Here is an 18,836-nt window from a genome sequence, read left to right as displayed (position 1 = left end):
GGTTCCGGCACGGCTGGAACCGCCCGCAAGATTCCGGGCCGGCAGCCGCCATGACGGTTGCGCCCCCCCGAAGTCCAAGGCACCCTCTCGCAAGACGCGGCGGTACGAAGGAACGGGCCGAACATGACCCCACAGGATCGGATCGAAGCCCTGATCGCCCGCGTGGCACTGGGAGAAAGAGCGGCATTTTCAGACCTTTATGACGCGACGAGCGGGAAACTTCTCGGCGTTTGCCTGCGTGTGTTAAACGACCGTGCAGCAGCCGAGGATGCCATGCAGGACGCCTACGTCAAAATCTGGAAGAAGGCCGACCGTTACCAGGTCAACGGCCTTTCGCCGATGACGTGGCTCATCACCATCGCGCGCAACACCGCCATCGACCGGCTGCGTGCGCGGCGGCCCGAATCCGCGACCGAGGCGATGCTCGATACCCTTCCCTCGCCCCGCCGCTCGCCGGAAGGGGATGTCATCGCGGCGTCCGAGGCGCAGCGCATCGTCGACTGCATGGACGAATTGGCCGAGGACCGCCGCGCGGCGGTTACCGGCGCCTATCTGAACGGCCAGAGCTATGCCGACCTGGCGTCGCGCTTTGACGTGCCGCTCAACACCATGAGAACATGGCTGCGCCGCAGCCTGATCTCGCTGAGGGAGTGCCTGTCCCGATGATGCCCTCCGACCTTCCGGAAGATGACGCGATCCTCGCGGCGGAACTGGCGCTCGGCCTGCTCGACGGGGACGAGGCCCGCGCCGCCGAGGCACGCGCGCTGACCGAACCGGCCTTCGCCCAGGAGGTGACCTTCTGGCAGGCACGTCTTGCCGATCTGGCCTCCGACGTCGCCCCGGTTCAACCGTCTGCCGCCGCACGCCGCCAACTCCTCGCCCGTGTCTTCGGGCAGGAGCAGAAGCAGGGATGGCTGGCCCGCGCCGGGTTCTGGCAGGCTACTGCCGCCGCCTCGCTCGCCCTCGCCGCCGTCCTTGGATACGAAGTCGCCACTCAGGTGCGCGTGCCGATCCTCTATGCCACCGTGCTCACCTCGGAGGATGGCGCGCTTCGGGTCCTCGCCGTCTACGACAGCGTCACGGGGCACATCCGCGTCACGCGCACGGACGGCTCTGCCGCACCGGGCCGCGACCTGGAGCTTTGGGCGATTGCGGACGGCGAGGCGCCCGTCCCTGTAGGCCTTCTGCCCGACGACGCCGCCCGAGCCGGCTACGAGGTTCCCGAAGCCGTCCGCAGCGCGCTCGAAGGCGTGACGCTCGCAATCTCGGACGAACCCGACGGCGGTTCCCCGACGGGCCAGCCCACGGGAGAGATCCTCTCGGCGGCAGGCGTCGAGGAAATCTGACCGACGCATGAAACCCGGGCGCGCCGTCTCCCGTGACTCCTCTGGGGTCGGGACTGCGAACCCGTCCCTGCATGTGCGAGTGCCCCCTGTCCCCTGGCAGGGGCGTCCCCTGGCGGCGTCTTTGCCCGGTGTCTTTGGTTCCTCCGAAGGCGTCGGGTCGCCGGGGGACGGAATAAGCCGTCGCGCCTTCCCGCTTCAGCGTCTAGGGTTCCCGGAAACGGAGGACCGCATGAAGATCACCCGCAACGGCACAAACCCCTCACGTCCCGGCCCGGCCGAGTATTTCACCGGCACCGTCCGCTTCGACACACCGTTCGAGACCGAGGCCCCGGCCCGCGTCTCGGGACTGACCGTCACCTTCGAGCCCGGCGCGCGGACGGCGTGGCACACGCATCCCTACGGCCAGACACTGATCGTGACGGCAGGTGTGGGCTGGGCCTGCACCGAGGGCGGCACGCGCGAGGAGATCCGTCCGGGCGACGTCGTCTGGTTCTCGCCCGACACGCGTCATTGGCACGGAGCGACGGACCAGACCGCCATGACCCACATCGCCATCGCCGAGGCCCGCGACGGAAGCCGCGTGACCTGGGAGGAGCATGTCTCGGACGAGGATTACCTGAGGGGCTGAGCGCCCCTCAAGCGTCCTCTTCCAGGTCCGCCTCCTCGTCCAGCACGCTTGCGATGCGGGCGCCCGAGCGGGACGAGGTCACGACGTTCAGCGACTTGAGCTTGCGGTGCAGCGCAGACCGCTCCATGCCGACGAAGCCCGCCGTGCGGCTGATGTTGCCGCCGAAGCGGTTGATCTGCGTGAGCAGGTATTCGCGCTCGAACAACTCCCGCGCCTCGCGCAGGGGCAGCGTGGCGAGGCTTCCCGACAGCACGACACGGCCTTCCTCGGAAGACTCGGGCGGCGTCTCGGACGGGATCTCGGAGGCCTGAATGTCGCCCCTGTCGCCGCCAAGGATCAGGACGCGCTCGATGACGTTCTTGAGCTGTCTCACATTGCCGGGCCAGCCCATGGTCTGAAGCATCGTCACGGCCTCTTCCGACAGTTTCCGAAGCGGAAGACCCTGCGCCTTGTTGAAGCTGTGGATGAAATGCGTGGCGAGTTCGGGGATGTCCTCGCGCCGTTCGGCCAGCGCCGGCACGTCGATCGGCACCACGTTCAGTCGATGGAACAGCTCCTGGCGGAAGGTGCCGCTCTCGACCTCGGCCTCGAGGTTGCGCGTGGTGGACGAAATCACGCGCAGGTCGACCCGCACCTTGTCGCCGCCGCCGACGCGCTGAAACTGCTGTTCGGTCAGGACGCGCAGGATCTTGGACTGCGTTCCAAGCGGCATGTCGGCCACTTCGTCGAAGTAGATCACCCCGCCATGCGCCTGCTCCAGCAGACCCGGCTCGATCCCGCGGCCCGAGCTTTCACGGCCGAAGAGGACCTCCTCCATCCGCTCGGGCTCGATCGACGCCGAGTTGACGGTGATGAAGGGGCCGTCTGACCTCTCGGAGTGGGTGTGGATGTAGCGCGCGGCAATTTCCTTCCCCGCGCCCGACGGGCCGGTCAGCATCACGCGGCCGTTCGACTTCGTCACCTTGTCGAGCTGCGATTTGAGCGTGCGGAAGGCCGGCGACATGCCGATCATGTCCGTCGTCGTCACGTCCTTCCGTCGCAGTTCGGAGTTTTCGCGCCGAAGCCGCGACGTCTCCATCGCGCGGGTGATGACCACCATGAGCTGGTCGATGTTGAAGGGCTTCTCGATGAAGTCGTAGGCGCCCTGCTTGATCGCTGCGACCGCGATCTCGATGTTGCCGTGGCCCGAAATGATGATGATCGGCACATCCGGGTTGTCGCGCTTCACCGTCTTGAGGATGTCGATGCCGTCCATCCGGCTGTCCTTCAGCCAGATGTCGAGGATCATCAGCGCCGGCGGCTCCTTGTTCAGTTCGGCCATCGCGTCGTCCGATGTCCCGGCCAGACGAGTGGTGAACCCCTCGTCCTTGAGGATGTCCGAGATCAGTTCGCGGATGTCGCGTTCGTCGTCTACGATCAGAATGTCGCCCATCAGTGCATCTCCATCATTCGGCGACTTTCAGGTCGCCTGTCTGCTCGTCTTGTGCCGCAAGCGGCAAGGTTATCTCGGCCCGCGCGCCCACCTTGCCGGTGGCGTCGAGCGGCTCTGCATCGGTGAGGGTCAGCTTGCCGCCGTGTTCCTCGATGATCTTCTTGACGATCGGCAGCCCGAGGCCCGTGCCCTTGGCCCGCGTCGTCACGTATGGCTCGAACAGTCTCGACCGATCCTCGGGCAGCCCGATCCCGTTGTCCGAGACGGTGATATGCGCTGTTCCCTTGGAAGCGGTCAGCGAGACGTGGACGCGGGCCGTGTGACCTTCCGGCGTCTTTCCGCTTTCATGCAGGGATTCAATGGCTTCACCTGCGTTCTTGATGATGTTCGTCAGCGCCTGCCCGATCATCGTCGCGTCCAGCTCGGCAAGGACGGGATGGGTCGGAACGTCGGAGGTCATCCGCACCTCGCCCGCCGCCGCCTCCTGGAGTGTGACGGCGTCGCGTACGATCTGTGCGAGATCCTGAAGGCTCCGTTCGGGTTCGGGCATGCGGGCGAACTTGGAAAATTCGTCGACAATCCGCCGCAAATCCTCGGTCTGGCGCACGATGACATCGGTCAACTGACCCAAGGACTCGGACTGCTCGGCGCTGAGCGCATCGCGGAACTTGCGCTTGATGCGGCCCGCGGAAAGCTGGATCGGCGTCAGGGGGTTCTTGATCTCGTGCGCAATGCGGCGCGCGACGTCGCCCCAGGCCGCCAGGCGCTGCGCCGCCACCAGGTCGGTCACGTCGTCGAAGGCGATCACGTGGCCCTCGTCCTCGCCCTCGGCACCCTTTCGCGTCGCGATGCGAACGAGAAGGGTCTCGGCGATACCGTCGCGCGAGATGCGGATTTCCTCCTGCTCGACCGACCGCCCCGAGACCACGAGCCTGTCGAGAAGGCCGCCGAACTCGGGGACGGCGACGTTCAAATGGGCCGCCTGGACCTCCTCTCCGATCGCGAGAAGACGCTCGGCGGACCGGTTGACGAAGGTGATGCGACCCTGCGGATCGAGACCGATCACGCCCGCCGTGACGCTGGATAGCACGCTGTCAAAGAGCCGCCGCCGCGCCTCGATCTGCTGGTTGGTGTTCATCAGCGCGTCGCGCTGACCCTTCAACTGACGCGTCATCTGGTTGAACAGCCGCCCCAGCATGGCGATCTCGTCGTCGCCCGGCTCCTCGCGCACCTGCACGTCCAGGTCGCCCCCGCCGACACGCTGCGCCGCGCCTGCGAGCCGTCCGACGGGTCGGGCGAGCCTTTCGGCGAACCACAGCCCGACCCAGATCGCGGCGAGGATCAGGATGACCGCGAAGCCGAGGTAGAGAAGGCCGAACTCGAACACCAGCCGACCGCGTTCCCGCTCCAGCTGGTTATAGAGCTGGGCCGTCTCGGCTGCCTCGTCGAGAAGGCCGAGGATGCGACCGTCGACAGCGCGCGAGACGTAGAGGAAGCGGTCGGGAAAGGCGTCGAGGCGCACCAGCGCACGCAATTCGTCGGTGGCGAGGTCCTGGACCACCGCCGTCTCACCGGCGGCGGCCGTGGCCAGCGTCGCGGCGTCCGGCATCTCGAAGTCGAAGAGATAGGATCGTTCGCCCCGGGCCCGGATCTCGCCCGTCCCGTCGATCACGAAAGCCTCGCGCAGGCCACGCTGGATCAGGGCCTGCCCCTGTCCCAGAAGCTGCCGAAGCTCGCCGTCCGACACGAAGGCGGAACGCCGCCGCGCCGAATCCAGCACCTCGGCGAGCGCACCGACATCCTCGACCAGGTCGCGGCGCTGGTCTTCTTCATACGCCTCGGCAGCGGCGAGCGACGCTCCCACCACGCCCGACACGCGGTCCGAGAACCAGCCTTCGAGACCGACGTTGATGGTCATGCCTGCGAAGATGGCGACCAGCACCGTCGGAATAAGCGCGATCATCGCGAAGACGCCGGTCAGGCGCAGGTGGAGGCGAGATCCCGCCGAACGCGCGCGGCGCGCCGAAATCATGCCGGCGATGCGGATGCCGACGAGCGTGGCGACGACAAGTGCGTAAACGAGGTCCGCCATCAGAACGAGTCGCAGAGGCAAGGCCGTCGCCGCGCGGTCGAGCGGGCCGAGAACTGCGAAGGTCATCAGGACGAGAACCGGACCAAGCAGGACCAGCCCCAGACCCGCAGCATTAGAATAGCGCTGCAAGCGTCTGAGGTTGCTCACCTTTTCCCAGGTCAGCGCCCTGGCGCGAGACGTCACGCCGGTCTCCTGTATTCGCCTTGTCGCATAGTGCGACGACCGCCCATATTGTTCTGGACCGTGGGACCGGAGTCACGCATCGGCCACTGTTATGTTGCGGTTTTACATCAACTTGCGGCGGCGTGTCACGCGGATATCAAGGTCGGTGATCTTCTTGCGCAGCGTGTTCCGGTTGATGCCCAGAAGATCGGCACACTTCGCCTGGTTGCCCCCTGTCGCGTCGAGCGCGATGCCGATCAGCGGCGTTTCGACCTCGCGGAGGATGCGCTGGTAAAGGCCCGGCGGGGGAAGCTGGCCTCCGTGCAGGTCGAAATAGCGGCGCAGGTGCTTGGCGATCGAGGCCGAGAGCTTGTCGTCGTCGCTTCCCGTCAGCGGCTCTATCGCGGGCTGATTGCCCAGAACGAGCTCGATCTGGCTGCGCGAGACGGTGTCTTCTCCGCCGGTGAGCGCCAGACGGCGAATGGTATTTTCAAGCTGCCGGACGTTTCCCGGCCAGGAATAGGCTCGGATAAGGTCCATCGCCTCGGGACTGAACGTCCTCACCGGCAGGCCGTCACGCTCGGCCTTGGCCGCGAAGTGATCGGTCAGGGGCCGGATGTCCTCGACCCGCTCGCGCAACGACGGCACATTAAGCGCAACGCCAGAAAGACGGTAGAACAGGTCCTGCCGGAACTGTCCCTTTTCGAGCCGCGCGGCGAGGTCGGCCTGGCTTGTCGCCATGACGCGGGGGCCGCTGTCGCCGAAGCTGTCCAGCATCCGCACGATCCGCGCCTGTGCCTCTTCCGGCAGATCCGCCACCTCGTCGAACAGAAGCGTTCCGTTCCGCGTGCGGCTGATGAGGGTGGCCGGTCCCTCCATCGTCTCGAGGTCCTGGGCCGTCGCCACCACGAAGGGCAGCGTGCGCCTGTCCGACAGGTCGTGGATGGTGCGCGCGATCAGCGACTTGCCGGTGCCGCTTTCGCCCGTGATGAGGACAGGCAGGTCGGCGTTCATCACCCGCGCTATGAGCTGGTAGAGCGACTGCATCGCAGGCGTCCGACCGACGAGCGGCAGGTCGGAGGCGGTCTTTTCGGGCGACTTCGGCGCATTGGCCGACGGCGCGCGGCGCTTGACGTCCAAGGCGCGCCCTGCCCGCTTCATCAGGTCCGGCAGGTCGAATGGCTTCGGCAGATAGTCGTAGGCCTCGGCCTCGGTCGCCTGGATCGCGGTCATTATCGTGTTCTGGGCAGAAATCACGATCACGGGCAGGCCCGGACGCAGGGCGCTGATCTTCGGCAACTGGTCGAGCCCGTTGCCGTCCGGCATGATGACGTCCGAGATGACGAGGTCGCCTTTCCCTTCCTCGACCCACCGCATCAGCGTGACGAGCGACGAAGTCGCATGGACCTTGCAGCCCGCCCGCGTCAGGGCCTGGGTCAGGACCGTGCGGATCGTCCTGTCGTCGTCCGCCACCAGAATCGTGCCGTCCATGCTCTCAAACCTCCGTTATTGCTCCTCGGCCTGCTTGGGGGCGACCGGGAGAGAAATCCTGAAGACCGTGCGGCCGGGGATGCTGTCGACGCTCACCCATCCGTCGTGGTCGGAAATGATCTTCGAGACCAGCGCAAGGCCAAGGCCGGTGCCGTTCTCGCGGCCCGACACGAAGGGCTCGAAGACGTCCTGGGCGATCTCGGGCGGCAGGCCGGGGCCGTCGTCGATGATTTCGACGTTGAGCGGCAGCGTCGCGGTCTTGTCCTTGCGCCTCAGACGCAGGCTCATGTCGTAGAAAGTCCGGATCGTGATCTGGCCCGGCGACCCCTTCGACGCTTCGGCGGCGTTCTTGAGAAGGTTCAGAAAGACCTGCACCATCTGGTCGCTGTCCACGAAGGTCGACGGCAGCGACGGATCATAGAGCTCGGCGATGGTCATGTGCGCGGCGAAGCCCACGGCGGCGGACTTGCGGGCGCGGTCGAGAAGGTCGTGGATGTTGACCGCGCGCCGCGCGGGCGGGCGCAGGTTGCCGAACTGCTCGACCTGTTCGAGAAGGGCGAGGATGCGGCGCGTCTCGCTGACGATCAGGTCGGTCAGCTCGGCATCCTCGGGGGCGAGGTTCATCGACAGAAGCTGCGCCGCGCCGGTGATGCCGGCGAGCGGGTTCTTGATCTCGTGCGCCAGCATCTCGGCCATGCCGATGGCGGATTTCGCGGCCGACTTGACCGACAGCGACCGTCCCAGACGGTCGGCCAGCACGCGGGGCTCCATCAGCATCAGGACGAAGCCCGGCATGTTCGACATGGGCGCGATCTGGATGTTGCAGCTCACGGGCGCGAGGTTGCCGCCGCCGACATCGACGTTGTTCATGAAGAGGCTCGCCTGCTCGCTGCGGACGCGGCCAATGTTGTCGTCGAGGGGCGCGTCGATGGCGAGGGTGTCGAAGACCGGAGTGCCGCGCAGGGAACGGGCCGAGGAATTGAGAAAGCTCTCGGCGGCAGGGTTCGCCTCGACAAGGACGTCGCCCGGGTCGATCAGGAACGCCGGGATCGGCAGCGACAGCCAGAGGTTCTGGAGAAAGACGTTCATGCCGCGCGCGCTCTCTGGAAGCCGACCGACAGGGCGGCTGGAAGCGAGGCGCGAACCTCGCGCGGGGTGCCGGTCAGAACGTGTTTCCTGAGATCCGCCGAGGTCCCCGCCCGGTCCATGTACCATCCGAGGTGTTTGCGGATCACGCGCGCGCCGAGGTCCTCGCCGTAGAAGGCGAGCGTGGCGTCGTAGTGACCCCGCACCATGTCGGCCAGAGCGTCGCCCTCCGGGATGACCGGCGCGGGGCCCATACCCAGGCCGTGTGCGATCTCGGCCAGCCGCCAGGGCGCACCCTGGATGCCGCGTCCGACCATGACGCCGTCGGCACCGGAGCGCGTCAGGGCCTCACGAGCGTCGGCGGCGGTGACGATGTCGCCGTTCGCGATGACGGGGATCGAGACGGCGTCCGTCACGGCGTGGATCGCGGACCAGTCGGCCCGCCCCTTGTAGAACTGACAGCGAGTGCGGCCGTGGACGGTAACCATCCGCACGCCAGCCGCCTCGGCGCGAGCGGCGAGGTCAGGTGCGTTCAGGCAATCGTCGTCCCATCCGAGCCGCATCTTGAGCGTCACCGGCACCGAGACGGCGCCGACGACCGCTTCGATCAGGCGCAGCGCGTGGTCGGGCGTGCGCATCAGGGCCGACCCGGACAGGCCGCCGGTCACCTTCTTGGCGGGGCAGCCCATGTTGATGTCGATGATCTTCGCGCCGTTGGCCTCGACCATCCGCGCGGCCTCGGCCATCCAGTGCGGGTCGCGGCCCGCCAGTTGGACCGAGGTCGTGGCGTCTCCCAGTCCCAGTTCGGCCCTCTCGCGCACCCCGGGTTTGGCCTGCACCATCTCCTGGCTCGCAACCATCTCGCTGACCACCAGCCCCGCGCCGAAGGAGGCGACGAGTTGACGAAATGGGAGATCCGTAATCCCGGCCATGGGAGCCAGGAGGACAGGCGGATCGAGGGAAACGTCGGCGATACGGAGGACCATGCCTAAACCTTGTGCATCGATGTCACAGATACGGGGGCTTTCGGGACGATCCCATGTCGCGTCGGCCAAAAAGCCCCTGAAACCGGCATATGCCTAAAAATTAGGCCAAACAAGTGGTGTCGGTCGCCATTGTCAGCAACAGCGACACGGCCTAGACCGGATCCCACACCGAAGGAAAGGGCCAGACGGCATGGATATCCGCGTCGGCAACGGCTTCGACGTCCATCGCTTCGAAGAGGGCGATCACGTCGTTCTCTGCGGGGTCCCCGTGCCCCATGACAAGCGGCTCGCAGGGCATTCAGACGCCGACGTATCGATGCATGCGCTGACGGACGCGATCTATGGCGCGCTTTCGGCAGGCGACATCGGCCAGCACTTTCCGCCGTCGGATCCACAATGGAAAGGCGCCAACAGCCGCATCTTCCTGCAGCACGCCGTGGCGCTGGCGGCCGAGCGCGGCTTCCGCGTCACCCAGGCGGACGTGACCCTGATCTGCGAGCGGCCCAAGATCGGTCCCCACGCGCCCGCCATGCGCGAGGCGCTGGCCGGCATCATGGGGCTCGATCCGGCGCGCATCAGCGTCAAGGCCACGACCTCCGAAAGGCTCGGCTTCACCGGGCGCGAGGAAGGCATCGCCGCGATGGCGACCGCGACGCTGGTCGCCGAGGGCGGTCTGCCCCCTCCGCATCGCCGTAGGGTGCTGTCCTTCTTCGGCGTGGGTTTCCTGCGTCCGGCCCCCGGCACCTGGGGGTCGCTCGCCGCCCTGCCCTTCGCCTGGATCCTGAACGCGCTTGGCGGGCCCCTGTTTCTTGCTATCTGCGCCATCGTCCTGTTCTGGATCGGCTATCGCCTGACGCGCGCCGAGATCGAGGGCTCGGACGACCACGACCCGTCCTGGATCGTCCTCGACGAGGTGGTGGGCCAGTGGATCGCCGTCCTTCCCGTCGCGATCGGTGCGGCGCATGTCGGCCTAGATCCGCTGCGGCTTTGGCCGGGCATCGTCGCTGCATTCCTTCTCTTCCGGCTCTTCGATGTCTGGAAGCCCTGGCATGTCGGCCGCGCCGACGGGCGGGGGGATGCCTTCGGGCTGATGGCGGACGACGTCTGGGCCGGCGTCTTCGCTGCCGTCATCGGCATCCTGCTGGCCGGCGTGTCGCACGGAGTAATGGCGCTGTGACCGCAGCGCGGCTGATCGACGCCGCCCGGGCAAAGGGCGTTCGCATCGCCACCGCGGAAAGCTGCACCGGCGGCCTCGTCGCGGGTGCCATAACGGACATCGCCGGATCGTCGGACGTCTTCGAATGCGGCTTCGTCACATACTCCAACCTCGCCAAGGTACGGATGCTGGGTGTACGCGAGGCGACGCTTGCAGCCCACGGTGCCGTGTCCGAAGAGACGGCCCGCGAGATGGCGGAAGGCGCGCTGTCGCGGTCGGGCGCCACGCTCGCTGTGTCGATCACGGGCATCGCCGGACCGGGCGGCAGCGAGCACAAGCCCGAGGGGCGGGTCTGCTTCGGGATCGCCTCGTCCGGGGGCACAAGGACGGAGACGGTCGATTTCGGAGCCCCGGGACGTGCCGAAGTGAGGCGCCTCAGCGTCGCGCACGCCTTGTCGCTTCTCTCCACTGCCGTCGACAAACTGCCCTGAAGTCAGGCGACGCCCGCCCATTTCGCCTGTTTTGAAGGCATTCGTAAAAGTGCCTTCCAAAATGGCATCTTCGGACGCATCTGCCTCTTTTCCGCGCGCCCACCCTGCGGTTTCTCACCGCGAACGACCATAGGGAGGGGAACATGGTAGGAGCGGACACCGCCTGGATCATCGTCGCGACGGCGCTGGTTCTTTTCATGACGCTGCCTGGGCTGGCGCTGTTCTACGGCGGTCTTGTGCGGTCGCGAAACGTGCTGAGCGTCTTCATGCACTGCTACGCCATCGCTTGCCTGATGAGCATTCTCTGGCTCGCCTGCGGCTATTCCATCGCCTTCGGAGGAGAAGGCTTGCTGTGGGGCGGGCTCGGCAAGGCGTTCCTGGCCGGCGTCGATGCCGACACCGTGGCGGGCACCCTGCCCGAGGTGCTGTTCTTCGCCTTCCAGATGACCTTCGCGATCATAACGCCGGCCCTGATCGTCGGCGCTTACGTCGAGAGGGTCAGCTTCGGCTTCGTCCTGTTGTTCTCGGGCCTGTGGATGCTGCTCTGCTATGCGCCCGTCGCCCATTGGGTCTGGGGCGGCGGCATGCTGGCCGACGGCGGGATCTTCGGCGAGACGGGGGTTCGCGACTTCGCGGGCGGCATCGTGGTTCACGAGACCGCGGGCCTCGCCGCCATCGTCCTTGCCCTGATGCTGGGGAGACGGCGCGACGCGACGAAACCGCCGCACAACCCCGGCTTCGTGATGATCGGCGCGGCGATGCTGTGGGTCGGCTGGTTCGGCTTCAACGGCGGATCGCAACTCGCCGCCGACGGCGGCGCTGCCATGGCGCTGACGGTCACGCATATCTCGGCCTCGGCGGCGTCGCTGACATGGGCGTTGTGGGAGCGGATCAAGTACGGCAAGGCGTCGCTGGTGGGCATCGTCACCGGAACGATCGCAGGCCTCGCCTCGATCACGCCGGCCTCGGGCTTCGTCGGCCCGGTCGCGGCTCTGGTCATCGGCGGCATCGCAGGCATCCTCTGCCAGGAGACGGTCGTGGTGATGCGCAATCGCCTGAAGATCGACGACACGCTCGACGTCTTCGCCGTCCACGGCGTCGGCGGTATTTTCGGAACGGTGATGATCGCGGTCCTGGGCGCCGGGTCGTGGGCGGCACAGCTGGGCAGCCTTCTGATCGTGGGCGTCTTCACCGTGGTGATGACCTTCGTCCTCGCCGCCGTGGCGCGTGCTCTTGTGGGGATGCGCGTGGATGTCGAAACCGAAACGACAGGCCTTGACCTCGCGCAGCACGGCGAGCGGGCCTACGACATCACGTCCTGACGGCTCAGGAGGCGCGGGCGACCGCGCCTTCCCCTGCGAGGACGGCGCCGGGCAGCGTGACGGTGACCACGCTGCCCGATCCGTTTTCGGGGCGCGCCACCAGCAGAGTCCCGCCCCGCGCACGGATCAGGCGGCGCAGACCGACGAGACCGAAGCCCGAGTCATGCCGCATCTCGCCGCCCGAAAGAAACGCCTTCGCCGGGTCCTCGAAGCCGCGGCCATCGTCCGACACACCGATTGCGATCTGACCTCCTGAACGCTGTTCCGCCCAGATGCGCAGGGACAGCCGTGCCGCTCCGCCATGGCGGATGGCGTTGTCGACGAGGTTGCGCAGCACGATCTGAAGCACCGGCCGTTCGACATCGAGCGTCGCCTCGCCCGCGCTGAGATCATGCCGGCCTTCGGGATCGAGCATCGCGAAGATCACCCGGCAGAGTTGGCCCAACTCCACGAGTGTCGTCGGCACGTTCGCGACGGTCGATGCCTGCACCGCTGCCAGCACGTCCGCCAGAAGCTCTTGCGCGCGTGTTGCGATGCCGACGATGCGCCCCGCCGTTTCGGGGTCGTCGTGAGCGTCCTCGCAAAGGTGGATGATGTTCCGCAGGGGCGTGCGGAGATCGTGGGCCGCCATGCCGAGAAAAAGCTCCCGTTCCTGGTCCTGCGCCGCGGGGGGAAGCGTCACGACAAGGGCGTCGCGGCCTGGCACGGGCCAAAGGGACACCGCGCCGAGGGTGCCGGGCGCGGCCCCCGATCCGCCCGGAGGCGGAAGGCGAAGCGCCGCCGTTCCGAGCACGTCGTCCACGCGGCGACCGAGGACTTCGGCCCTGCCAAGCCCGGTCAGCCGTTCGGTCGTCCGGTTCCAGAACACGATCCTGGCCCGCGCGTCGGCGGGCATCAGGACGAAGACCGGCGCTTCAACGCCGTCGAGCCATTCGAAGCCTGTCATGTCCTACGGACTAGCCCCGAAGGCTTAAGCGGGGCTTAAAGCCCGGGCTTGCCTTCCGGGGGCCGGCCCGATTGAATGGCGAAAAGTGAGGGAGACACGCATGACCACGAAGGAAAGCTACATCCGGCGCCAGGCCAGCAAGCTGACGGCCGGCCAGATCAACCGCCGCCGCTTCATCATGTCGGCGCTCGCCACGGGTGTGACGCTGCCGACCGCGCTGTCGCTCGCGAGCCGCGCCCAGGCGCAGACGCCAAAGGCGGGCGGTCTCTTCCGCCTCGCCTCCAGCTACGGCTCGACCACCGACATCCTCGACCCCTCGACGGCCGAGAACGCCTTCACCCAGATGCTGATCCACTCGCGCGGCAACATGCTGACCGAAGTGTCGAACACGGGCGAGCTGATCGGCGAACTGGCCGAAAGCTATGAGCCGTCGAACGGTGCCAAGACCTGGGTCTTCAACCTGCGCAGCGGCGTCGAATTCCACGACGGCAAGACGCTGACTGCGGACGACGTGATCGCCAGCCTGAATTACCATCGCGGCGAGAACACGAAATCCGCCGCGAAAGGCCTCGTCGCCAGCGTCACCGACATCAAGAAGGACGGCGACAACCGCGTCATCGTCGAGCTCGAGTCCGGCAACGCCGACTTCCCGATGATCGTCTCGGACTATCACCTGATGATCATGCCCTCCGAGAACGGCGAGCTCGTCGATCCGAACGGCATGAACGGCACGGGCGGATATGTCCTGAACGCCTACGATCCCGGTGTGCGGGCGCAGTTCACGCGGAACCCGAATTACTGGAAGGAAGGTCGCGCGCACTTCGACGAGGTCGAGATGCTGTCGATCCTCGACACCACCGCGCGCCAGAACGCGATCATGAACGGCGAGGTCGACTATGCCGACACGATCGACCCCAAGACCGTAGCCCTTCTCGGCCGGGTGCCGACGCTCACGATCCTCGAGACGACCGGCACGCAGCACTTCACTTTCCCGATGCGTCTCGATGTCGAACCATTCGGCAACTACGACCTGCGGATGGCGCTGAAGTACGCGATCAATCGGCAGGAGCTCGTCGACAAGATCCTGCTCGGCCACGGGGTCGCGGGCAACGATGTGCCAGTCAACGGGTCGATGCCCTTCTTCAATACCGAGCTGCCCGTCCACGAGTTCGACGCCGAGAAGGCGGCCGAGCACTACAAGAAGTCCGGCCACTCCGGGCCGATCCAGCTGTCCGTCTCGGACGCGGCCTTCGCGGGCGCGGTCGATGCGGCACAGCTCATGGCGGCTTCGGCCGGCCAGGCGGGCATCCAGATCGAGGTCGTGCGCGAGCCCTCGGACGGATACTGGTCGAACGTGTGGAACAAGAAGGGCTGGTGCGCCTGCTACTGGGGCGGACGTCCGACCCAGGACTGGATGTATTCCTCGGCCTACGTCGCGGACACCGAGTGGAACGATACCGCCTGGAAGGGCACCGAGGCGGCGGACAAGTTCAACGACCTGGTCGTTTCGGCCCGCTCCGAGACCGACGACGCCAAGCGCAAGGACCAGTACTGGGAGGCGCAGCGCCTGCTTCAGGACGACGGCGGCGCGATCGTCGCGATGTGGGCGAACTATATCGCCGCACACGGCAACGGTGTCGCCCACGACGAGGCGGTCGGCGCGAACTGGGTCAACGACGGCCTGAAGGTCGCCGAACGCTGGTGGTTCGCCGGCTGAGCCGCAGACCGACCTGAACGAGACGGGACGCGGGGGAAACCTCGCGTCCCTGTCGTTTCTAGACCCCCGCCGACTGCCCGCCGTCCACCGTCACAAGGCTGCCCGTCATGAAGCGCGAGGCGTCGGAGGCGAGAAGAAGGAATGGCCCGGTCAGGTCGTCCAGTTCTCCGAACCGCGACATGGGAATGCGGCGGCGGATCTTGTCGCCCACCTCTCCCGCGAGCGCGTCCTCGTTGATCTCGGTGTCGAAATAGCCGGGCGCCAGAGCGTTTACACGTATGCCTTTCGTCGCCCACTCGAGCGCCAGTGCCCGTGTCAGGTTGGCGATCCCGGCCTTCGAGGCGGCATAGGCGGCAACCGATTTGGCCGCGCGCGAGGCGAGGATGGAGGCCACGTTCACGACGACGCCCTGCCGCCCCTCGGCGATGTTGAGCGCCATCGCGTCGCGGGCGAGACGGAACGGACCCGTGAGGTTGGTGTCGATCACGCGCTGCCATTCGTCGTCGTCGGTCTTTGCTGCAGGTCCGAGGTTGGACACGCCGGCGTTGTTGACGAGGATGTCCAGCGGTCCGGCCTTCTTTAGCGCGTCGGCGCAGGAGGCGGCGTCGGTCACGTCGAGCGCCACGGTTCTGACCCATCCTCCCGTGGCTTCGATCCTCTCTGCCAGCTCCGCGAGGCGATCTTCCCGGCGCGCGGCTGCGACCACCTCGGCCCCGGCCCCGGCGGCGACGAGCGCGAAATGTGCGCCGATGCCGCTGGAGGCTCCGGTGATGAGGATGCGCTTGCCGTCGAGCCTGAACATGTCCGCCACCCCGCTCATGTCCGGTCGAAGAGGCCCGTCAGCGCGCGCCCGATGACGGCGGTGACACGCGGGCGGCGACCTGCCCCGAAGGGCAGCGGGCGGCAGACCTCCATCGCCGCGATCCCCACCCGTGCGGTCAGCGCGCCGTTGATCATGCCTTCGCCGAACCGCCGCGAAAGCTTGGCGAGGACGTGACCGCCGCCGACCGAACCGATGAGGTCGTCGCCGACCGCCACAGCGCCCGTGGCAACCAAGTGGGTCAGGACCGCGCGCGTCAGCCGCCAGGCGCCGAGCGTGCCCGACCGGCCGCCGTAAACCTCGGCGATGCGGCGGATCATGCGCAGGTTCGAGGTCAGCGCCGCAGCGACGTCGGCGAAGGCCAGCGGCACCAGCGCCGTCACCGTCGCCACCTGCCGCGCCGCCGCCTCGACCTCGCGCAGGGCCATGGCGTCCAGGGGGGCGAGAAGCGAATCCTCGGCGAGCGTGATGAGGACATCGGGGTCGAAGCTCTGCTCGATCCCTTCCTCCAGCCGCTGACGGCCCCACTTGGTGTCGTCGCGCCCCGCGTAGAACGAGGCCAGGTGGCGGGCCAGCGTACGGGCGCCTTCGGTGCCGCCCGAGGCGATGACGCGCGCGGCCTCGTCGTGCAGACGCTCGACGCGGGAAAGTCGGGCCAGTGCCGCCGCCTCGCGCAGGATGATGGCGAGACAGACGAGGACGAAGAGCACCAGGAGCGTCAGCGCAACGGCCCCCAGCACCTCGTTCCGCGCAATGAGCGAGGCCGTCCAGTCCCAGAGCGCCACACCCGCGAAGAAGGTGACGACAGCCCCCAGAAGCCGCCAGAACCATGCCGCCAGCGCCGAACGCGGACGTCCGGCCAGCGTGGCGACCGTCTGCATCGCCTGCCCCGTGGGCGCGGCTTCGGGTTCGGCCACGGCGGGCGCGTCCGCCGGGCTTTGCATCTCGGAGCGCGGGTCGAGGTCGATCAGGACGGGGCCGTGGTCGCGGGTGTCGGTCATCTCAGGCGATCTCCGATCAGGAACTCGGCGGCGCGGTCGAGCCTGATGTGGGGCGGGCCGTCGCCGGGCTTGAGGGTCACCGGCTGCGGGGCGAAGGTCATTATGCTGTAATCCTGTTCCAGCCAGCGGTCGGCACCCTGACGCGACGGGATCAGAAGCTTGCCTGGATCCTCGGGCAGGCGGCCGGGGTACATCGCGACGCTCTTGCCACCGTCGAGAAGCCGGCCCCGCACGAGATCGAGCGTGCGCCCGCCCTGCTCCACCCGGTCTTCGGTCGTGGCGCGGAGAGCGGCGATCGACATGGCCTGCGTCTCGGCGCCCGCGAAGTCGGCACGGGTCTTTGCGTCGGCCAGAAGAGCGGCGGCGATGGCGGTAAGTTGCGCGTGCTGCGCGTGGTGCAGGTGGTCGGCCTTGGTCGCGGCGAAGAGGATCTTCTCGACCCGCTTGCCGAGCAGCAGCTTCGAAAGGAAGGCATTCCGGCCCGGACGGAAAGCGCCGAGAATGTCGGCGAGCGCAAGCCGCATGTCTTCGACCGCCTTCGGCCCCGAATGGATGGCGCCGAGGACGTCGACCAGCACCACCTGCCGGTCGATGCGGGCGAAGTGGTCGCGGAAGAAGGGCTTCACGACCTGGCGCTTGTAGGCCTCGTAGCGGCGCGCGAACTCGCGCCCGAGGCTGCCCCTCGGCCAGTCCTGCGGCGGCAATGGCGCGAAGGTCAGGGCGGGCGAGCCCTTGAGATCGCCCGGAAGCAGGAAGCGGCCGGGCGTGCAGTCCGAGTAGCCGGCGTCGCGCAGGGCCTGGAGCGAGGCGGCGAAAGCCTCGGCGAGGGACTTTGCGGCGACCTCGTCCAGCTTGGCGTCCGGATTGGCTGCGGCCAGAGCCTCCTTAAAGGCAGCGGCCTCGGGGCGTGGATCGTTGCGCGCCAGCGTGTCGCGCGACCATTCCTCGAAGGTCTTGTCGAGAAGGCCAAGGTCGAGGAGCCACTCGCCGGGATAGTCCACGATGTCGAGATGAAGGGTTCGCGGACCCTGAAAGCCGGACAGAAGACCCGAGGGCCGCACGCGAAAGGACAGCCGCAACTCACTGATCCCGTTCGTGCTTTCCGGCCAATGGGGGTCCGGACCCGTCATCGCGGCGAGATGCGCCTCGTAGTCGAAGCGCGGGACCGTGTCGTCGGGTTGCGGCTGGAGCCAGGCGGTGTGGATCCGGCCCTCGGCCGCGGCCCTGAGCGCGGGCATCCGGCCGCGCGAGATGAGGTTGGCCACGAGCGAGGTGATGAAGACCGTCTTGCCGGACCGGGCAAGGCCCGTCACGCCGAGGCGCACCACGGGCTCGAAGAAGGCGCCGCTGACGGTGCTCATCGTCGCCTCGACGCCGCGCGTCAGTCCGTCCGCAATGTCGCCGAGTATCACTGCCTGCCCCTTCGCTTCGACCTGAACATATGTCGCGCCGGGCGGCATTGCCATCGTGCAGCCGCACAACACCCCGATTCGCGAGAGAAAACCGGGCTTTCCCGGTTTCCCTTCGCCGCCTATAAGCGGCCTCGCTGCAAGGAGATCCAGGCGATGCGCAACGCGACCGTGACGCGGACGACGGCCGAAACCGACATCACCGTCGAGATCGACCTCGACGGGACCGGAACCTATGACAACGACACCGGCGTGGGGTTCTTCGACCACATGCTGGACCAGTTGGCGCGGCATTCGCTGATCGACATGACGGTCCGCGCCAAGGGCGACCTCCACATCGACGACCACCACACGGTCGAGGATACGGGCATCGCTCTTGGTCAGGCGCTGGCGAAGGCGCTTGGCGACAAACGCGGGATTCGGCGCTATGGCGCCTGCCTTCTGCCGATGGACGACGCGCTGGTGCGCGCGGCTCTGGACCTGTCGGGGCGGCCGTTCCTGGTGTGGAATCTTGTCCTGCCGACGCCTAGGATCGGCACATTCGACACCGAGCTTGTGCGGGAATTTTTCCAGGCTTTCTCGACACATGGCGGGATCACGCTGCACGTCGACGCGCTGCACGGGATCAACAGTCACCACATCGCCGAGGCGGCCTTCAAGGCGGTGGCACGGGCGCTGCGCGAAGCGGTCGAGACCGATCCGCGGAAGGGCGATACGATCCCGTCCACCAAGGGCGCGCTGTGACGGCTGT

17 protein-coding genes and 1 pseudogene are annotated in these 18,836 nt (G+C 67.3%); 9 read left to right on the top strand and 9 right to left on the bottom strand.

Translation table 11 applies throughout. The annotated features are described in order from the left end of the window. Nucleotides 1–123: 123 nt before the first annotated feature. The 3 genes from C8D95_RS05930 to C8D95_RS05920 all read left to right on the top strand — a co-directional run bounded on the left by C8D95_RS05930 (nt 124) and on the right by C8D95_RS05920 (nt 1,974). Nucleotides 124–666 (top strand): sigma-70 family RNA polymerase sigma factor, encoded by a 543-nt coding sequence (locus C8D95_RS05930; protein ID WP_109758245.1) that lies wholly within the window; start codon nt 124–126, stop codon nt 664–666. Further along, nucleotides 663–1,346: an anti-sigma factor gene (locus tag C8D95_RS05925; protein WP_164721682.1), complete on the top strand. Its 684-nt coding sequence runs from the start codon at nt 663–665 to the stop codon at nt 1,344–1,346. The genes C8D95_RS05930 and C8D95_RS05925 overlap by 4 nt, the downstream gene beginning before the upstream one ends. Nucleotides 1,347–1,575: 229 nt before the next feature. Continuing rightward, the gene (locus tag C8D95_RS05920; protein WP_109758243.1) at nt 1,576–1,974 is read left to right on the top strand and encodes a (R)-mandelonitrile lyase; all 399 of its coding nucleotides are present in this window, start codon (nt 1,576–1,578) and stop codon (nt 1,972–1,974) included. Between the two features lie 7 nt (nt 1,975–1,981). On the opposite strand, the gene ntrX is transcribed toward C8D95_RS05920, so the two are convergent. The 5 genes from ntrX to dusB all read right to left on the bottom strand — a co-directional run bounded on the left by ntrX (nt 1,982) and on the right by dusB (nt 9,223). Then, nucleotides 1,982–3,406, bottom strand: a complete 1,425-nt coding sequence (gene ntrX / locus C8D95_RS05915; protein WP_109758242.1) for a nitrogen assimilation response regulator NtrX — start codon at nt 3,404–3,406, stop codon at nt 1,982–1,984. A 13-nt stretch (nt 3,407–3,419) separates the two neighbouring features. Next, nucleotides 3,420–5,681 (bottom strand): sensor histidine kinase NtrY-like, encoded by a 2,262-nt coding sequence (locus tag C8D95_RS05910; protein ID WP_109758241.1) that lies wholly within the window; start codon nt 5,679–5,681, stop codon nt 3,420–3,422. A gap of 102 nt (nt 5,682–5,783) precedes the next feature. After that, the gene (locus C8D95_RS05905) at nt 5,784–7,151 is read right to left on the bottom strand and encodes a response regulator (RefSeq protein WP_109758240.1); all 1,368 of its coding nucleotides are present in this window, start codon (nt 7,149–7,151) and stop codon (nt 5,784–5,786) included. 15 nt (nt 7,152–7,166) lie between these two features. Then, nucleotides 7,167–8,240, bottom strand: coding sequence for a two-component system sensor histidine kinase NtrB (locus C8D95_RS05900; protein ID WP_109758239.1), 1,074 nt, complete (start codon nt 8,238–8,240; stop codon nt 7,167–7,169). Continuing rightward, the gene (gene dusB, locus C8D95_RS05895) at nt 8,237–9,223 is read right to left on the bottom strand and encodes a tRNA dihydrouridine synthase DusB (RefSeq protein ID WP_109758238.1); all 987 of its coding nucleotides are present in this window, start codon (nt 9,221–9,223) and stop codon (nt 8,237–8,239) included. The genes C8D95_RS05900 and dusB overlap by 4 nt, the downstream gene beginning before the upstream one ends. Before the next feature lie 184 nt (nt 9,224–9,407). Between dusB and ispF the strand changes: the two are divergent. The 4 genes and pseudogenes from ispF to C8D95_RS05880 form a co-directional block, all read left to right on the top strand. After that, nucleotides 9,408–9,884 (top strand): annotated as a pseudogene (gene ispF / locus C8D95_RS22460) (2-C-methyl-D-erythritol 2,4-cyclodiphosphate synthase); the annotation flags it as partial. Continuing rightward, nucleotides 9,864–10,400, top strand: a complete 537-nt coding sequence (locus C8D95_RS22455; RefSeq protein ID WP_170121475.1) for a phosphatidylglycerophosphatase A family protein — start codon at nt 9,864–9,866, stop codon at nt 10,398–10,400. The pseudogene ispF and the gene C8D95_RS22455, both read left to right, overlap by 21 nt. Next, nucleotides 10,397–10,870: a CinA family protein gene (locus C8D95_RS05885; RefSeq protein ID WP_109758236.1), complete on the top strand. Its 474-nt coding sequence runs from the start codon at nt 10,397–10,399 to the stop codon at nt 10,868–10,870. The genes C8D95_RS22455 and C8D95_RS05885 overlap by 4 nt, the downstream gene beginning before the upstream one ends. A 143-nt stretch (nt 10,871–11,013) precedes the next feature. After that, entirely contained in the window at nt 11,014–12,192 is a 1,179-nt protein-coding gene (locus C8D95_RS05880; RefSeq protein WP_109758235.1) for an ammonium transporter, read from the top strand. A gap of 4 nt (nt 12,193–12,196) precedes the next feature. On the opposite strand, the gene C8D95_RS05875 is transcribed toward C8D95_RS05880, so the two are convergent. Beyond that, nucleotides 12,197–13,138: a sensor histidine kinase gene (locus C8D95_RS05875; RefSeq protein WP_109758234.1), complete on the bottom strand. Its 942-nt coding sequence runs from the start codon at nt 13,136–13,138 to the stop codon at nt 12,197–12,199. A gap of 100 nt (nt 13,139–13,238) precedes the next feature. Here C8D95_RS05875 and C8D95_RS05870 point away from each other — a divergent pair, with 100 nt between their 5' ends. Then, nucleotides 13,239–14,855 carry an ABC transporter substrate-binding protein gene (locus C8D95_RS05870; RefSeq protein WP_109758233.1) on the top strand — a complete coding sequence of 539 codons (1,617 nt, stop codon included), beginning with the start codon at nt 13,239–13,241 and terminating at the stop codon, nt 14,853–14,855. Nucleotides 14,856–14,913: 58 nt separating this feature from the next. On the opposite strand, the gene C8D95_RS05865 is transcribed toward C8D95_RS05870, so the two are convergent. From C8D95_RS05865 to C8D95_RS05855, 3 genes are read right to left on the bottom strand one after another with little or no spacing between them, the layout of a single operon-like run. Further along, a complete protein-coding gene (locus tag C8D95_RS05865) occupies nt 14,914–15,657 on the bottom strand; it encodes an SDR family NAD(P)-dependent oxidoreductase (protein WP_109758531.1) in 744 nt (247 codons plus the stop codon). Between the two features lie 14 nt (nt 15,658–15,671). Further along, nucleotides 15,672–16,676, bottom strand: coding sequence for a YcjF family protein (locus tag C8D95_RS05860; protein WP_109758232.1), 1,005 nt, complete (start codon nt 16,674–16,676; stop codon nt 15,672–15,674). Next, nucleotides 16,673–18,136, bottom strand: a complete 1,464-nt coding sequence (locus C8D95_RS05855; protein WP_420902671.1) for a YcjX family GTP-binding protein — start codon at nt 18,134–18,136, stop codon at nt 16,673–16,675. Before C8D95_RS05855 ends, C8D95_RS05860 begins: the two co-directional genes overlap by 4 nt. A 105-nt stretch (nt 18,137–18,241) precedes the next feature. Between C8D95_RS05855 and hisB the strand changes: the two genes are divergently transcribed. After that, nucleotides 18,242–18,829, top strand: a complete 588-nt coding sequence (gene hisB / locus C8D95_RS05850; protein WP_109758231.1) for an imidazoleglycerol-phosphate dehydratase HisB — start codon at nt 18,242–18,244, stop codon at nt 18,827–18,829. Nucleotides 18,830–18,836: the final 7 nt, after the last annotated feature.

Origin of the sequence: Silicimonas algicola, from assembly GCF_003148765.1 — a bacterium.
GTDB lineage: Bacteria > Pseudomonadota > Alphaproteobacteria > Rhodobacterales > Rhodobacteraceae > Silicimonas > Silicimonas algicola.
Note: the sequence above shows the minus strand (reverse complement) of the source record. Positions and strands in the feature narration are given on the sequence as shown.

Coding starts and splice junctions, on each gene's coding strand:
- C8D95_RS05870 (WP_109758233.1), top strand. CDS start 13,239: ATGACCACGAAGGAAAGCTACATCCGGCGCCAGGCCAGCAAGCTGACG.
- C8D95_RS05875 (WP_109758234.1), bottom strand. CDS start 13,138: ATGACAGGCTTCGAATGGCTCGACGGCGTTGAAGCGCCGGTCTTCGTC.
- C8D95_RS05860 (WP_109758232.1), bottom strand. CDS start 16,676: ATGACCGACACCCGCGACCACGGCCCCGTCCTGATCGACCTCGACCCG.
- C8D95_RS05920 (WP_109758243.1), top strand. CDS start 1,576: ATGAAGATCACCCGCAACGGCACAAACCCCTCACGTCCCGGCCCGGCC.
- dusB (WP_109758238.1), bottom strand. CDS start 9,223: ATGGTCCTCCGTATCGCCGACGTTTCCCTCGATCCGCCTGTCCTCCTG.
- C8D95_RS05900 (WP_109758239.1), bottom strand. CDS start 8,240: ATGAACGTCTTTCTCCAGAACCTCTGGCTGTCGCTGCCGATCCCGGCG.
- C8D95_RS05905 (WP_109758240.1), bottom strand. CDS start 7,151: ATGGACGGCACGATTCTGGTGGCGGACGACGACAGGACGATCCGCACG.
- hisB (WP_109758231.1), top strand. CDS start 18,242: ATGCGCAACGCGACCGTGACGCGGACGACGGCCGAAACCGACATCACC.
- ntrX (WP_109758242.1), bottom strand. CDS start 3,406: ATGGGCGACATTCTGATCGTAGACGACGAACGCGACATCCGCGAACTG.
- C8D95_RS05855 (WP_420902671.1), bottom strand. CDS start 18,136: ATGCCGCCCGGCGCGACATATGTTCAGGTCGAAGCGAAGGGGCAGGCA.
- C8D95_RS05930 (WP_109758245.1), top strand. CDS start 124: ATGACCCCACAGGATCGGATCGAAGCCCTGATCGCCCGCGTGGCACTG.
- C8D95_RS22455 (WP_170121475.1), top strand. CDS start 9,864: ATGGCGACCGCGACGCTGGTCGCCGAGGGCGGTCTGCCCCCTCCGCAT.
- C8D95_RS05925 (WP_164721682.1), top strand. CDS start 663: ATGATGCCCTCCGACCTTCCGGAAGATGACGCGATCCTCGCGGCGGAA.
- C8D95_RS05880 (WP_109758235.1), top strand. CDS start 11,014: ATGGTAGGAGCGGACACCGCCTGGATCATCGTCGCGACGGCGCTGGTT.
- C8D95_RS05865 (WP_109758531.1), bottom strand. CDS start 15,657: ATGTTCAGGCTCGACGGCAAGCGCATCCTCATCACCGGAGCCTCCAGC.